Annotated in this window: 11 protein-coding genes; 5 read left to right on the top strand and 6 right to left on the bottom strand. The window is 70.6% G+C overall.

All coding sequences use genetic code 11. The features are described 5' to 3' along the window. The first annotated feature begins 37 nt into the window (after positions 1-37). Positions 38-1,624, top strand: coding sequence for a Na+/H+ antiporter (locus ACZ4YY_RS01680; protein ID WP_468282362.1), 1,587 nt, complete (start codon positions 38-40; stop codon positions 1,622-1,624). A 91-nt stretch (positions 1,625-1,715) separates the two neighbouring features. Beyond that, positions 1,716-2,456 (top strand): SDR family NAD(P)-dependent oxidoreductase, encoded by a 741-nt coding sequence (locus tag ACZ4YY_RS01675; protein ID WP_468282359.1) that lies wholly within the window; start codon positions 1,716-1,718, stop codon positions 2,454-2,456. 3 nt (positions 2,457-2,459) lie between these two features. On the opposite strand, the gene ACZ4YY_RS01670 is transcribed toward ACZ4YY_RS01675, so the two are convergent. Continuing rightward, positions 2,460-3,578: a mechanosensitive ion channel family protein gene (locus ACZ4YY_RS01670; RefSeq protein WP_468282356.1), complete on the bottom strand. Its 1,119-nt coding sequence runs from the start codon at positions 3,576-3,578 to the stop codon at positions 2,460-2,462. A gap of 121 nt (positions 3,579-3,699) precedes the next feature. On the opposite strand from ACZ4YY_RS01670, the gene ACZ4YY_RS01665 reads away from it, so the two are divergent. Continuing rightward, positions 3,700-4,272, top strand: coding sequence for a dienelactone hydrolase family protein (locus ACZ4YY_RS01665; protein WP_468282353.1), 573 nt, complete (start codon positions 3,700-3,702; stop codon positions 4,270-4,272). A 3-nt stretch (positions 4,273-4,275) separates the two neighbouring features. Here ACZ4YY_RS01665 and ACZ4YY_RS01660 read toward each other — a convergent pair whose 3' ends face one another. The 4 genes from ACZ4YY_RS01660 to ACZ4YY_RS01645 all read right to left on the bottom strand — a co-directional run bounded on the left by ACZ4YY_RS01660 (position 4,276) and on the right by ACZ4YY_RS01645 (position 9,099). Next, positions 4,276-5,958 carry an alkaline phosphatase D family protein gene (locus ACZ4YY_RS01660; RefSeq protein WP_468282350.1) on the bottom strand — a complete coding sequence of 561 codons (1,683 nt, stop codon included), beginning with the start codon at positions 5,956-5,958 and terminating at the stop codon, positions 4,276-4,278. A gap of 78 nt (positions 5,959-6,036) precedes the next feature. Continuing rightward, positions 6,037-6,849 (bottom strand): DsbA family protein, encoded by an 813-nt coding sequence (locus ACZ4YY_RS01655; protein ID WP_468282347.1) that lies wholly within the window; start codon positions 6,847-6,849, stop codon positions 6,037-6,039. Between the two features lie 96 nt (positions 6,850-6,945). Continuing rightward, positions 6,946-7,638, bottom strand: coding sequence for a hypothetical protein (locus tag ACZ4YY_RS01650; RefSeq protein WP_468282345.1), 693 nt, complete (start codon positions 7,636-7,638; stop codon positions 6,946-6,948). 111 nt (positions 7,639-7,749) lie between these two features. Then, on the bottom strand, positions 7,750-9,099 hold the full coding sequence (locus ACZ4YY_RS01645) for a DUF2252 domain-containing protein (RefSeq protein ID WP_468283206.1): 1,350 nt from the start codon (positions 9,097-9,099) through the stop codon (positions 7,750-7,752). Between the two features lie 170 nt (positions 9,100-9,269). Here ACZ4YY_RS01645 and dnaE point away from each other — a divergent pair, with 170 nt between their 5' ends. Then, the gene (dnaE, locus tag ACZ4YY_RS01640) at positions 9,270-12,809 is read left to right on the top strand and encodes a DNA polymerase III subunit alpha (RefSeq protein WP_468282342.1); all 3,540 of its coding nucleotides are present in this window, start codon (positions 9,270-9,272) and stop codon (positions 12,807-12,809) included. A gap of 100 nt (positions 12,810-12,909) precedes the next feature. Here the strand turns inward: dnaE and ACZ4YY_RS01635 are convergent, their stop codons facing one another. Continuing rightward, entirely contained in the window at positions 12,910-13,074 is a 165-nt protein-coding gene (locus ACZ4YY_RS01635) for a hypothetical protein (protein ID WP_468282338.1), read from the bottom strand. A 223-nt stretch (positions 13,075-13,297) separates the two neighbouring features. Here ACZ4YY_RS01635 and ACZ4YY_RS01630 point away from each other — a divergent pair, with 223 nt between their 5' ends. Further along, positions 13,298-14,518, top strand: a complete 1,221-nt coding sequence (locus ACZ4YY_RS01630; protein WP_468282335.1) for an NYN domain-containing protein — start codon at positions 13,298-13,300, stop codon at positions 14,516-14,518. The last annotated feature ends 74 nt before the right edge of the window (positions 14,519-14,592 follow it).

Genomic DNA, 14,592 nt, shown 5'->3' with positions numbered 1-14,592 from the left:
GTTGTCCTTGATCCTCTAGACCGCCGGAGCACCGACCGTGGATCAGTTGGCCCTGCTGTTCGTGCTGCTGCTCGGGGCCGTGGTGAGCGTCCCGCTGGGAGACCGGTGGGGGCTGCCCGCGCCGGTCCTGATGACGTTGCTCGGGATCGTGCTCGCGGTCCTCGACTTCGTGCCCAACGTGAACATCCCGCCCGGCCTCATCCTGCCCCTGCTGCTTCCGCCCCTGCTGTACGCGGCGGTCCGGAGGACGTCCTGGCGGCAGTTCACGGCGAACAAGCGGCCCATCTTCCTGCTCGCCGTGGCGCTGGTCTTCGTCACGATGGCGTGCGTGGCCACCGTCGCCCACGCCATCGTGCCCGGACTGCCGATCGCGGCGGCCTTCGCGCTCGGGGCGCTCGTCGCGCCGCCCGACCCGGTGGCCGCCACCGCCGTGGCGGGACAGCTCGGACTGCCGCGCCGGCTGGTGTCCATCCTGGAGGGCGAGGGCCTGTTCAACGACGTCACCGCCATCGTGCTGTACCACGTGGCCATCACCGCGGTCGTGACCGGCACCTTCTCGCCGTGGCAGGCGGGGCTGGACCTGGTGCTGTCCGCCGTGGTGGGGGTGGCGGTGGGGCTCGCGCTGGGGTGGGGCGCCAACAAGCTGATGGACCTGCTCGGCGACGCGACCCTGCAGATCGGGCTGACCCTGCTGGTGCCGTACGCCTCCTATGTGCTGGCGGAGGAACTGCACGGGTCCGGGGTGCTCGCCGTCCTCACCACCGCGCTGTTCCTCGCCGAGTTCGCCACGGACCCCGACGACGTGATGACCCGGCTGGCCGGGCACACCTTCTGGGACATCGTCGACACGCTGGTCACCGGCGTGGCGTTCGGGCTGATCGGGCTGGAGCTGCACAACGCCATCCGGACCGCGTCCGGGCGGTGGGGGGAGATGCTCGGCTGGGCGGCGGCCGTCGCCGGTGTGGTGGTGTTGGTGCGGCTGCTGTGGCTGCTGCCGGCCACCTGGCTCGCCCAACGGCTGCACGCCCGGCGGGACCACGACGAGGACATCCCGATGAGCTGGCGGGAGACCGTCGTCATGTGGTGGTCGGGGATGCGCGGGGTGGCCTCGGTGGCGCTGGCGCTGGCCATCCCGCTGGAGACCGAGAAGGGGGCGGCCTTCCCGAACCGGGACGAGATCGTGTTCATCGCCTTCGGAGTGATCATGGCGACGCTGGTGATGCAGGGGCTGACCCTGCCGTGGCTGGTGAAGCGGCTGGGGGTGCAGTCGGACACCGGCCGGGAGAAGGCCTTCGAGAAGGAACTGGCCGTGCGGGCGGCCAGGGCCGCCAAGCGCAGGCTCCGGGAGATCGAGGCGGAGGAGGAGCTGTCGGAGGAACTGTCCGAGCAGATGGTGCGGCGGGCCTTCGACATCGGTCTGCGGATCAGCCCGGACATCGGGGAGGACGAGCGGCGCGAGGCGCACGAGCAGCGGGCGCGGCGGCTGAAGCGGGTGCGCCGGATCCAGGGCGAGATGCTGAGCGCGGCGCGGCACGAGGTGGTGGCGGCGCGCAGCGAGCCGGGGGCCGATCCGGAGATCGTGGACCGGGTGCTGCGCCACCTGGATGTGCGCAGTCTGCGGTGATGACTCACGGTGTCCCATGGTCTGTGAACCATGGGTGACGGGTGGGTGAACCGGGGTGCCCGGCGCTCCCTCCCCTCGTACGGTCGACCCCATGGCACGCAACGTAGTGATCAGCGGTGGCGGTACGGGGATCGGACGGGCCGCGGCACAGGCCTTCGCCGCCGAGGGCGACCGGGTGCTGCTGCTCGGGCGGCGCCGGGAGGTGCTGGAGAAGGCCGGGGTGGAGGGGGCGCTCACCTATGCCGCGGACCTCGCCGAGCCGGACGAGGTGCGGCAGCTCGCGCTGTTCGTCGAGGAGACGCTCGGGACGGTGGACGTGCTCGTCCACGGCGCCGGCGGCACCGGGCAACTGGAGCCGCAACCCGACAGCGACGACCCCCTCGACCGCGTCGCCCACACCTGGACCGTGAACTTCCGGATCAACACCCTCACCGCCGCCCTGCTCACCGAGGCGCTGAAGGAGCGGCTCGCCCGGCCGGGCGGACGGGTGCTGTTCGTCAGCTCGATCGCCGCCTACCGCGGATCCGGCAGCGGGGCGTACGGCGCCGCCAAGGCCGCCCTGCACCCCTACGCGCACGACCTTGCGCGGGAGCTGGGACCGCAGGGGATCACCGTGAACGTCGTCGCGCCCGGCTACGTCGAGGACACCGAGTTCTTCGGCGGGGCGATGGCGAGGGAGCGGCGTGAGCGGCTCGTGGGGGAGACGGCGAACGGGCGTGCCGGGACGCCCGGGGATGTCGCGGCCACCCTGCACTGGCTGGCCTCCCCGGGCGCCGGGCACGTCACCTCGCAGGTGGTGCAGGTCAACGGCGGCGCCGAGCGCGGGCGCTGACGGTCAGCGGTCCACGCGGGGCGTCTCGTACGCGCGGCGCTGGCGCGGGGGCACCCCGTCGGCGGACCGGGCGCCGTTCGCACGGCCGGGCGGCGGCAGCGCGTCCGCCGTGTTGACGCGCGGCAGCGCGTAGGGGTGCTCCTCGGCCAGCCAGCGGATCATCCGCTCGCGGACCGTCACCCGCGTCGTCCAGATGTCGTCGGCGTCCTTGGCGGTCACCAGGGCCCGTACCTGAAGGGTGTTCGGCGTGGTGTCGGTCACGTCGAGGCCGTAGGCGCGGCCGTCCCAGGACGGGCACTCGCGCAGGATGTCGCGCAGCTTCTCGCGCATCGCGTCCAGCGGCGCGGAATGGTCGACGTGCCAGTACACGATGCCGGTCATCTGCGGGGTCCCCCGCGACCAGTTCTCGAACGGCTTGGACGTGAAGTACGACACGGGCATGGTGATCCGGCGCTCGTCCCAGGTCCGCACGGTCAGGAAGGTCAGCGTGATCTCCTCGACCGTGCCCCACTCGCCGTCCACGACGACCGTGTCGCCGATGCGCACCATGTCGCCGAAGGCGATCTGGAACCCGGCGAACATGTTGCTCAGCGTGGACTGGGCGGCGACACCGGCGACGATGCCCAGGATGCCGGCGGAGGCCAGCAGGGAGGCGCCGGCCGCGCGGAACGCCGGGAACGTCAACAGCATCGCCGCCGCCGCCACGACACCGACGACCGCCGAGACCACCCGCATGATCAGCGACACCTGGGTGCGCACCCGCCGCACCCGGGCCGCGTCGCGGTGCACGCGCGCGTAGCGGCTGTAGGAGGTCTCCACCACCGCGGCGGCGATCCGGATGGCCAGCCAGGCGGCGGCCCCGATCAGCACGAGCGTGAGGGTCCGGCCGATGCCGACCTTGTGCACCTGCAGCAGCTCTGCCTGGTCGTAGGAGCCTCTCAGCAGCGCCGCGCACAGCACCAGCTGGTAGGGGATGCGGCCACGGCGCAGCAGGCCCCACAACGGGGTCTCGGGGTGACTTCGGTCGGCCTTGCACAGCAGTCGGTCGGTGGCCCAGCCGATGAACAACGTCACCACGACCGAACCGCCGACCACGATCAGTGGGCGGAGCAGGTTCTCCATGCCTTCGAACGTAACCGGCCTTGCGGGGTCATGAACATGTGGCTTCTGTGAAGAGGCACACGTCCTGTGGTGCGGGGGCCGGCCCGGGGACGCTGTCGGTGCCGGCTGGCACCATGGCCTCATGAACATCATGCTCTTCCATTCGACCCATGGACTGCGTCCCGCGGTGCGCGCGGCGGCGGACCGGCTGCGGGCGGCCGGGCACGAGGTGTGGACGCCGGACCTCTTCGAGGGGCGTACGTTCGACTCGGTCGAGGAGGGCATGGCGCACCACGAGGCGATCGGCAAGGACGAGCTGCTGCGCAGAGCCGTCCTGGCCGCCGCGCCCTACTCGGAGAGGGGCCTGGTCTACGCCGGGTTCTCGCTGGGCGCGTCCGTCGCGCAGACCCTCGCCCTCGGTGACGACAAGGCGCGCGGCCTGCTGCTCCTGCACGGCACCTCGGACCTCGCGCCGAACGCCTCGGTGGACGAACTGCCGGTCCAGCTGCACGTGGCGGAACCGGACCCGTTCGAGACCGACGACTGGCTGAACGCCTGGTACCTGCAGATGGGCAGAGCCGGCGCCGACGTGGAGATCCACCGCTATGCGGGGGCCGGTCACCTCTTCACCGACCCCGACCTGCCCGACTACGACGAGGAGGCCGCCGAGGCCACCTGGCGGGTGGCGCTCGGCTTCCTCGAGACCCTCGGGTGACCGTCAGACGGGGTCGTAGGTCCGCTCCACCTTCTGCGTGCCGCTGAGCGTGCGGTACGACCGCAGCCAGGCGGAGGTCGCGTCGGCCTTAGTCCGGTCGGAGATCACGTAGTAGTCCATCTGCGCGCGCTCGGCGGTGACGTCCAGGACGCCGTAGCCGTGCCGGTCGGTGTCGACCCAGTGGACGTGGCGGTTGGTGGCCCGGACGAGCGGCGCGGCGACCGCGGAGACCGTGCCCTCGGGGACCTTCGCGATGTCGTCGAGGTTGTCGGAGGTCACCGAGGTGACCACGAACTCGGTGGCTGCCGAGGCGGACAGCGGGTAGGTCCCGGCGTTCACCGGCATGTCGTTGGCCCACGCCATGTGGATGTCACCGGTGAGGAAGACGGTGTTGCGGATGGCGTTCGACCGCAGGTGGGCGAGGAGTTCGCGGCGGTCGTCGGTGTAGCCGTCCCACTGGTCGGTGTTGAGGGCGAGGCCCTCCTGCGGCAGGCCGAGCAGCTTGGCGAGCGGCTTGAACAGCTCCGCGGGGAGCGAACCGAGGGCCAACGGCGAGATCATCACGGAGTTGCCGATGAGCCGCCAGGTCGTGTCGGACGCCTTCAGGCCCGCCTTCAGCCAGTCGAGTTGGGCGCGGCCGGTCAGTGTGCGGTCCGGGTCGTCCACCTCGCCGTCACCGAACGAGACCTGCTGGGAGCGGAAGGAGCGCAGGTCCAGCAGGGAGAGGTCGGCGAGCTTGCCGAAGCGCAGACGGCGGTAGGTCGTGCCCTCGATGGCCGGGCGCACCGGCATCCACTCGAAGTAGGCCTGCTTTCCGGCCGCCTGACGGGCCGACCAGGAGCCCTCGGCTCCCTCGGTGTGGTTCCCGGCGCCGCCCGACCAGGTGTCGTTGGCGATCTCGTGGTCGTCCCAGATCGCGATGACGGGTGCCGTGGCGTGCAGGGCCTGCAGGTCGGGGTCGGTCTTGTACCTGCCGTGCCGGATGCGGTAGTCGGCGAGCGTGACGATCTCGTGCGTCGGCGCGTGCGGCCGGACCACGGTCCCGCGTGCGCTGTACTCGCCGGTGCCGTACTCGTAGATGTAGTCGCCGAGGTGCAGCCAGGCGTCGAGGTCGCCGCGGGCGGCGAGATGACGGTAGGGCGAGAAGTGGCCGGCCTCCCAGTTGGAGCAGGAGACCACACCGAAGCGCAGGCCCGCCACCGACGTGTCCGCCGCCGGGGCGGTGCGGGTGCGCCCCACCGGGGAGTCGGTGGCGCCGGCCGAGAAACGGAACCAGTAGTCGGTGGCCGGCGCCAGACCGCGCACGTCCGCCTTGACGGTGTGGTCGGAGGCGGCGGTGGCGGTGACGGAACCCTTGGCCACGATGGCGGTCATCGCCTTGTCCCGGGCGACGGTCCACTCGACCTCGGTGTCCGGACCGAGCCCGGAGCCGGGTATCGCCTCGGCGGTGGGCGTCACCCGGGTCCACAGCAGGACGCCGTCGGGCAGCGGGTCGCCGGAGGCGACGCCGTGCAGGAAGGCCGGGGCCTCCTCGGCGGCCCGGGCGGGCAGCGCGGCGGCGAGCGGCCCGGCCAGGACGGCGCCGGCGGCCGCGGCCTTGACCACCGTACGGCGGCGCGGGGCAAGGGGGTTGACGCGGGAGGAAGCCGCGCCGGAGCTCTCTGTTGATCTGTGTCGACTGGTCACGGACGATCAGATTACTGATCAGTAGGACAAAAGAGCGGGCGAACCGGAAAAGTTCGCCCGCTCTTCACCGCGGCAGGATCAGCCCTTGAGCGCCGCGTCGATCGCGGTCGTGAAGTCGGCGACCGTCATGGGCGCGTTCTTGCTGCCGGGGGCGGTCAGCGTCTTGCCGTCCATCTTCAGCGTCGGCGTGCCCGACACCCCGCTCTTGTCGAACGTCTTCGACATCTCCAGCGCCCACCTGTCGTACGTGCCGTCCTTGACGGCCGTCTGGAACTTGGCGTTGCCCTTGAGCGCGGGGACGGTGTCCGCCACCTTGATCAGGTAGGAGTCGTCCTTGAACTTGTCGTCGGACTCCTCGGGGTGCCACTTCGCCGAGTACAGCGCCGTCTTGTACTCGAGGAACGCCTCCGGGCTCACGTTGAGCGCGGCGCCGAGCGCGCTGAGCGCGTTCTTCGAGCCCTCGCCATTCAGGCCGCGGTCGAGGAAGGTGGCGCCGACGAACTGGAGCTTGTACTTGCCCTCGTCGTAGTTCTTCTGCACCGTCTCGCCGACGGTCTGCTCGAACTGGGCGCAGACGGGGCAGCGCGGGTCCTCGTACATCACGAGGGTCTTCTTCGCGGTGCTCTTGCCCATGACGACGGTCGTGCCGTTCTCGCCGGTGGTGTTGGCCGGCTTGACCAGCGTGGCCTTCGCGGCCTCTTCCCAGTAGCCGGGCTTGTTGGCCTGGACGACGGCGTAACCTATGCCGCCGGCCACCGCCAGCACACCGACGACCGAGCAGGCGACGACGACCTGCCGCCGGATCTTGGCCCGCTTGGCCTCACGCTCGCGTTCGACGCGCAGCCGCTCCCGGGCCGCCGTCTTCGCCGCCTGGCTGTTCCGCTTGCTCATGTGGGTGTTCTCCTGTGGGACGCGCACGGGCGTGCGCGGGATACGTGGGGGTCGGGACGGTCGTGCTCGTGTGCCGTTCGCCGGGACGGGCGGTGCTCAGGCGAAGGCGACCGAGTACGGCGGTCCACGCCGTCCCAGGGAGTGCACGAGGATCCGGTCACGCGCGGCAGGCGTACGGCGCACGGGCCGCGGCAGGCGCCGGGGCGCCGGGGCGCGCCGGACGGTCACGGCGGCGACGGCCAGCAGCAGCGGCCGGAACGTGGTCGCGGCGGCCGCCCGCAGCAGCTGGGCCAGCGCCCGCTCGCCCCGGCGCAGCCAGGCGGCGGCGACCAGCCCGACGCAGACGTGGGCGCCGAGCAGCAGCCAGGCGGTCGCCGGGTCGGCATGGGCCAGCAGACCGCCGAGCTTGTCGGCGTCGGCGCCGGTGACCTGGGCCAGCGGCGTGCCCACGGGGGTGCCGTCACCGCACAGGACGTCCCAGCCGACCGAGGCGAGCGGTCCGGCGACCGGACCGCCCGCGCGGCCGTAGCAGACGTGCTGGCCGGTGGTGAAGACCGTGTCGGCCGCCAGCTCCAGCGGGATCAGCAGCGCGGCGATCCGCCCGAAGCCGCGCTCGCGGCCCGCGAGGGCGTAGGCGAGGACGAACACGGCGGCCGAGACGACGGCCACCGTGTTCAGCGGCAGCGGGGCCCGGGACAGCAGCACGTGCGACGCGGTGCTGAGCGTCACGACGAAGGCCGTGAACAGCGCCGCGCGTACGGCTCTGAGGCGGGTCCCGGATATGTCCATAGCGCTGGAAGTGTGCCACGCGCCGGGGTAAGGGACCCCTAAAGGGTCCCTGTGAGCGTCCCTATCGTTATCGATCCCCGCCGCGACCGGCCCCGGTCGCTGCGGATCCCGTCACAGACCGGGGATCCGGCCGTTGCGGAACAGGTCGACGAAGATCTGGTGGTCCGCCCGCGCGCGGGCGCCGTAGGTGTGCGCGAAGTCCACCAGCAGGGGGGCGAAGCCGTCCTCGTCGGCGGCGATCGCCGCGTCGATGGCCCGCTCGGTGGAGAACGGCACCAGGGACTCGCCGGACTGGTCGTCGGCCGCCGCGTGCATGGTGGCGGTGGCCCGGCCGAGGTCGGCGACGACGCCCGCGATCTCCTCCGGGTCGTCGATGTCGCCCCAGTCGAGGTCGACGGCGTAGGGCGAGACCTCGGCGACCAACTGGCCCGCGCCGTCCAGCTCGGTCCAGCCCAGCCACGGGTCGGCGTGCGCCTGCAGGGCCCGCTGCGAGATGACCGTGCGGTGGCCCTCGTGCCGGAAGTACTCGCGGATCGCCGGGTCGGTGACGTGCCGGGAGACGGCCGGGGTCTGGGCCTGCTTGATGTAGATCACGACGTCGTTCTCCAGGGCGTCGCTGTGGCCCTCCAGCAGGATGTTGTACGAGGGCAGCCCGGCCGAGCCGATGCCGATCCCGCGCCGGCCCACGACGTCCTTCACCCGGTAGGAGTCGGGGTGCGCCAGGGAGGTCTCCGGCAGCGTCTCCAGATAGCCGTCGAAGGCGGCCAGCACCTTGTAGCGGGTGGCCGCGTCCAGCTCGATGGAACCGCCGCCCGACGCGAAGCGGCGCTCGAAGTCGCGGATCTCGGTCATGGAGTCCAGCAGCCCGAAGCGGGTGAGGGAGCGGGCGTCCCGCAGCGCGTCCAGCAGCGGGCCCTGGGCGGTGTCCAGGGTGAAGGGCGGCACCTCGTCGCGCTTGGCGCCGGTGGCCAGCGCGTGGATGCGCTCGCGGTACGCGCCCGCGTACACCTCCACCAACTCGGTGATCTGCTCGTCGCTCAGCGCCTTCGCGTAGCCGATGAGGGCGAGGGAGGCGGACAGGCGCTTGAGGTCCCAGGTGAAGGGGCCGACGTACGCCTCGTCGAAGTCGTTGACGTTGAAGATCAGGCGGCCCTGGGAGTCCATGTAGGTGCCGAAGTTCTCCGCGTGCAGGTCGCCGTGGATCCACACGCGCGAGGTGCGCTCGTCCAGGAAGGGACCGCCGGGTGCGCTCCCACCGCCCCGCCCGGCGCTCTCCTCGTCCAGGTCGTGGTAGAAGAGCGCCGCCGTGCCCCGGTAGAACGCGAACGCCGAGGCCGCCATCTTCCGGAACTTCACACGGAACGCGGCCGGGTCGGCGGCCAGGAGCTCGCCGAAGGCGGTGTCGAAGACGGCGAGGATCTCCTCGCCGCGAGGCTCGTCATTGAGCTGCGGTGCCGACATCGCGGGGTGCCTCCTGGTGCAGTGCATGAACGACAGCGTTTCTGTCGTGTCCAACGCCCGAAGGTACGTGGGAGTGCCCGCGCGGTGTCAGTGCCGAGGCATAGACTTCGACGCTGTCCCCCCAGACTGTCCGCAGCCTGTCGTCGAGTGTTTCCCTTGGAGGCCGAGCCGTGTCAAAGCCGCCGTTCACGCACCTGCACGTCCACACCCAGTACTCGCTGCTGGACGGTGCCGCGCGGCTGAAGGACATGTTCGACGCGTGCAACGAGATGGGCATGACGCACATCGCGATGTCCGACCACGGCAACCTCCACGGGGCGTACGACTTCTTCCACTCCGCGCAGAGGGCCGGAATCACCCCGATCATCGGGATCGAGGCGTATGTCGCCCCGGAGTCACGGCGCAACAAGCGCAAGATCCAGTGGGGCCAGCCGCACCAGAAGCGCGACGACGTCTCCGGTTCCGGCGGTTACACCCACAAGACGATCTGGGCGGCCGACGCCACCGGTCTGCACAACCTCTTCCGGCTCTCCTCCGACGCCTACGCCGAGGGCTGGCTGCAGAAGTGGCCCCGGATGGACAAGGAGACCATCTCCCGGTGGTCGCAGGGGCTCATCGCCTCCACCGGCTGCCCCTCGGGCGAGCTCCAGACCCGGCTGCGCCTCGGCCAGTACGACGATGCGCTGAAGGCCGCCGCCGACTACCAGGACATCTTCGGCAAGGACCGCTACTTCCTGGAGCTGATGGACCACGGCATCGAGATCGAGCGCCGGGTCCGCGACGGACTCCTCGACATCGGCAGGAAGCTCGGCATCCCGCCCCTGGTGACGAACGACTCGCACTACACCTACGCGCACGAGGCGGGGGCGCACGACGCGCTGCTGTGCATCCAGACCGGCAAGAACCTCTCCGACCCCGACCGCTTCAAGTTCGACGGCACCGGCTACTACCTGAAGTCCACGGAGGAGATGTACGCCATCGACTCCTCGGACGCCTGGCAGGAGGGCTGCGCCAACACGCTGCTGGTGGCCGAGCAGATCGACACCACGGGCATGTTCGAGAAGCGCGACCTCATGCCGAAGTTCGACATCCCGGAGGGCTACACCGAGGTCACCTGGTTCAAGGAGGAGGTCCGGCGCGGCATGGAGCGGCGCTTCTCCGGCAACGTGCCGGAGGACCGTCAGCGACAGGTCGAGTACGAGATGGACGTCATCATCCAGATGGGGTTCCCGGGCTACTTCCTCGTCGTCGCCGACTTCATCATGTGGGCCAAGAACAACGGCATCGCCGTCGGCCCCGGCCGAGGCTCCGCGGCCGGTTCGATCGTCGCCTACGCCCTCGGCATCACCGACCTCGACCCGATCCCGCACGGCCTGATCTTCGAGCGGTTCCTCAACCCCGAGCGCGTCTCCATGCCCGATGTCGACATCGACTTCGACGAGCGCCGGCGCGTCGAGGTGATCCGGTACGTCACGGAGAAGTACGGCGCCGACAAGGTCGCCATGATCGGCACCTACGGCACCATCAAGGCCAAGAACGCGATCAAGGACTCCGCGCGCGTGCTGGGCTACCCGTACGCGATGGGCGACCGCATCACCAAGGCGATGCCCGCCGACGTCCTCGGCAAGGGCATCCCGTTGTCCGGCATCACCGACCCGCAGCACCCCCGCTACTCGGAGGCGGGCGAGGTCCGGGCGATGTACGAGAACGAGCCGGACGTGAAGAAGGTCATCGACACCGCCAAGGGCGTCGAGGGCCTGGTCCGGCAGATGGGCGTGCACGCGGCCGGCGTGATCATGTCCAGCGAGACCATCACCGACCACGTCCCGGTCTGGGTGAGGCACACCGACGGCGTGACCATCACGCAGTGGGACTACCCGAGCTGTGAGTCGCTCGGCCTGCTGAAGATGGACTTCCTGGGCCTGCGCAACCTCACGATCATGGACGACGCCGTCAAAATGGTGAAGGCCAACAAGGGGATCGACATCGATCTCCTGAGCCTTCCGCTCGACGACCCCACGACCTTCGAGCTGCTCCAGCGCGGCGACACCCTGGGCGTCTTCCAGTTCGACGGCGGCCCCATGCGCTCCCTGCTGCGCCTGATGAAGCCGGACAACTTCGAAGACATCTCCGCCGTGTCGGCCCTGTACCGCCCGGGCCCCATGGGCATGAACTCCCACACGAACTACGCCCTCCGCAAGAACGGCCAGCAGGAGATCACACCGATCCACCCGGAGCTGGAGGCGCCGCTCAAGGAGGTCCTGGACGTCACCTACGGCCTGATCGTCTACCAGGAGCAGGTGCAGAAGGCCGCCCAGATCATCGCCGGCTACTCGCTCGGCGAGGCCGACATCCTCCGCCGCGTGATGGGCAAGAAGAAGCCCGACGAACTGGCGAAGAACTTCACCATCTTCCAGGCCGGCGCCCAGAAGAACGGCTACAGCGACGAGGCCATCCAGGCCCTGTGGGACGTGCTGGTCCCCTTCGCCGGCTACGCCTTCAACAAGGCCCACTCGGCCGCGTACGGACTGGTGTCGTACTGGACCGCCTACCTGAAGGCGAACCACCCCGCCGAGTACATGGCCGCGCTGCTGACGTCCGTCAAGGACGACAAGGACAAGTCGGCCGTCTACCTCAACGAGTGCCGGCGCATGGGCATCAAGGTGCTCCCGCCGAACGTCAACGAGTCGGAGTCGAACTTCGCCGCCCAGGGCGACGACGTGATCCTCTTCGGCCTCTCCGCCGTGCGCAACGTCGGCACCAACGTCGTCGAGTCGATCATCAAGTGCCGCAAGGCGAAGGGGAAGTACTCCTCCTTCCCCGACTACCTCGACAAGGTCGACGCGGTCGTCTGCAACAAGCGGACCACGGAATCGCTGATCAAGGCGGGCGCCTTCGACTCGATGGGTCACACCCGCAAGGGCCTGACCGCGCAGTACGAACCGATGATCGACAACGTGGTCGCGGTCAAGCGTAAGGAGGCCGAGGGTCAGTTCGACCTCTTCGGGGGCATGGGCGAGGACACCGGCGACGAACCCGGCTTCGGCCTGGACGTCGAGTTCGGCACCGACGAGTGGGAGAAGACCTACCTGCTCGCGCAGGAGCGCGAGATGCTCGGCCTGTACGTCTCCGACCACCCGCTGTTCGGCCTGGAGCACGTGCTGTCGGACAAGGCCGACGCGGGCATCTCCCAGCTCACCGGCGGTGAGCACGCGGACGGCGCGGTCGTCACCATCGGCGGCATCATCTCCGGCCTCCAGCGCAAGATGACCAAGCAGGGCAACGCCTGGGCCATCGCCACCGTCGAGGACCTCGCCGGTTCCATCGAGTGCATGTTCTTCCCGGCGACCTACCAGCTCATCTCGACCCAACTCGTCGAGGACGCCGTGGTGTTCGTCAAGGGCCGCCTTGACAAGCGCGAGGACGTGCCGCGGCTCGTGGCGATGGAGCTGATGGTCCCCGACCTGTCCACCGCGGGCACCAACGCGCCGGTGATCCTCACCATCCCCGCCGTCAAGGTCACCCCGCCGATGGTCAGCCGCCTCGGCGAGATCCTCACCCACCACAAGGGCGACAGCGAGGTCCGCATCAGGCTCCAGGGACCGACCAAGACCACCGTGCTGCGCCTGGACCGGCACCGGGTCAAGCCCGACCCGGCGCTGTTCGGCGACCTGAAGGTGCTGCTCGGCCCGTCCTGCCTGGCGGGCTGAGCCACCCGGCGGGCCACGGCGGGACGACGCGCGAGGGGCGCATCCGGCAGCGGATGCGCCCCTCGGTGTGCCGGGGCCTCAACAGCCCGTCCCACGGGTGTCAGTTGTGGCCGAACCGCTTCTGCCGGCCCTTGCGCGCCACGTCGGCGGGTGTCACGGGGGCCATCTGCTGCTCGCCCTGGGACTCCAGCGACGACTGCCGCGCCGGCTGCTGGGCGCGATCGGACTGCGGCTGCTTGCGGTCCTGCTTCTTGTTCTTGGCCATGGTGATCTGCCTCCTGAAGGGGATCTAGGGGCCAGGGCCGGGATCAGATTCACATAGGCTGACTTACGACGCATTTCGGATAATTACCGTCTGTGACAGGGAAGGTCGGGGTGCGCCGCTCCGAAACGCCACGCCGAAGATCGAGTTCGGACCGTTAACCCCCGCGCCGTCGGGCAGACTCGAAGCAGGCCCGAGCAAACCTCCGGGAAAGAGGGTGAGTCGTGTGGACCGCTGCATCGTCCTGGTGGACGCCGGGTATCTGCTGGGGGCCGCCGCCAGCCTCCTCGCCGGAGAGCCGTCGCGCTCCCGCATCACCGTCGACCACGCCGCCCTCGTCCAGGGCCTGCGCGAACAGGCCGAGTCCGAGACGGAACGGCCCCTGCTGCGCATCTACTGGTTCGACGGCGCCCCCGACCGCGTCCCCCAGCCCGAGCACCGCAGGCTGCGCGTGATGCCCCGGGTGACGGTGCGCCTCGGCGCCCTCACCCGCAGCGACGGCCGCTGGGCGCAGAAGGGCGTCGACGCCGCGATGCACGCCGAACTGACCGAGCTGGCCCGCAACCGCGCCTGCTCCGACGTCGTCCTCGTCACGGGCGACGGCGACCTGCTGCCCGGCATGATGGCCGCCAAGGAACACGGCGTCGCGGTCCACCTGTGGGCCGTCCAGGCCGCCGACGGCGACTACAACCAGTCCGAGGACCTCGTCGCCGAGGCCGACGAACGGCGCGTCCTGGACCGTACGTGGATCACCAAGGCCGTACGCGCCAAGGAGTTCGGCGGGATCTGCGCGCCGTCGCCCGCGCCCCGGCCCGAGATCGCCGCGATCCTCTCCGCGCCCCTGCCCGACGGCGCGCTCGGCCGGGCCGGCGAGCGGACCGCCGAGGAGAGCGAGCACGCGGGCGCGGCCACCGCCGCGGACAACGGCGGGCAGGAACGGGTCCCCGCCCCCAAGGGCGTGCCCACCCCGAAGGACCTGGCGGCCCTGCGCGCACCCGGCGCCCAGGCCGTCCAGCACCCCGCCACCGCCACCCTGCGCTGGTCCTCCGACAAGGGCTGGGTGGACCGGCCCGGCGTCCCCGCCGAGCCCTCCGAGGCCGTCTCGATGCCGACCCTCGCCCAGCTCACCACGGCCGAGCAGCGGTGGGCCGACCGCGAGGAGGACATCACCACCGTCGGCGGCGACCCCTTCGAGGTGGGCCAGGTCTTCGCCCGGCGCTGGATGGCACGCCTGGGGGACCAGAACCACCTGCAGAAGCTGTCCGGGATGTACCCGCGCATCCCGCACCGCATCGACGGCGAGCTGCTGCGCTACGCGGCCCGCTTCGGGCTGCTCGCGCACAAGGACGACCAGATCGACGAGCACGACCGTTACGCCATCCGGGCTGGGTTCTGGCGGGAGGTCGACGCCCGCACCGGCGCCGAGCACGCCCCGGCCGGCGACTGACGCACGCCGGGCGGCGCGGATCCGCGCGGGCGCACGCCGGCCGGCGGAGGCTCCGGCGTAGGACGACCCAACGG

It is taken from the genome of Streptomyces sp. NPDC030143 (genome assembly GCF_055573695.1).
Note: the sequence above shows the minus strand (reverse complement) of the source record. Positions and strands in the feature narration are given on the sequence as shown.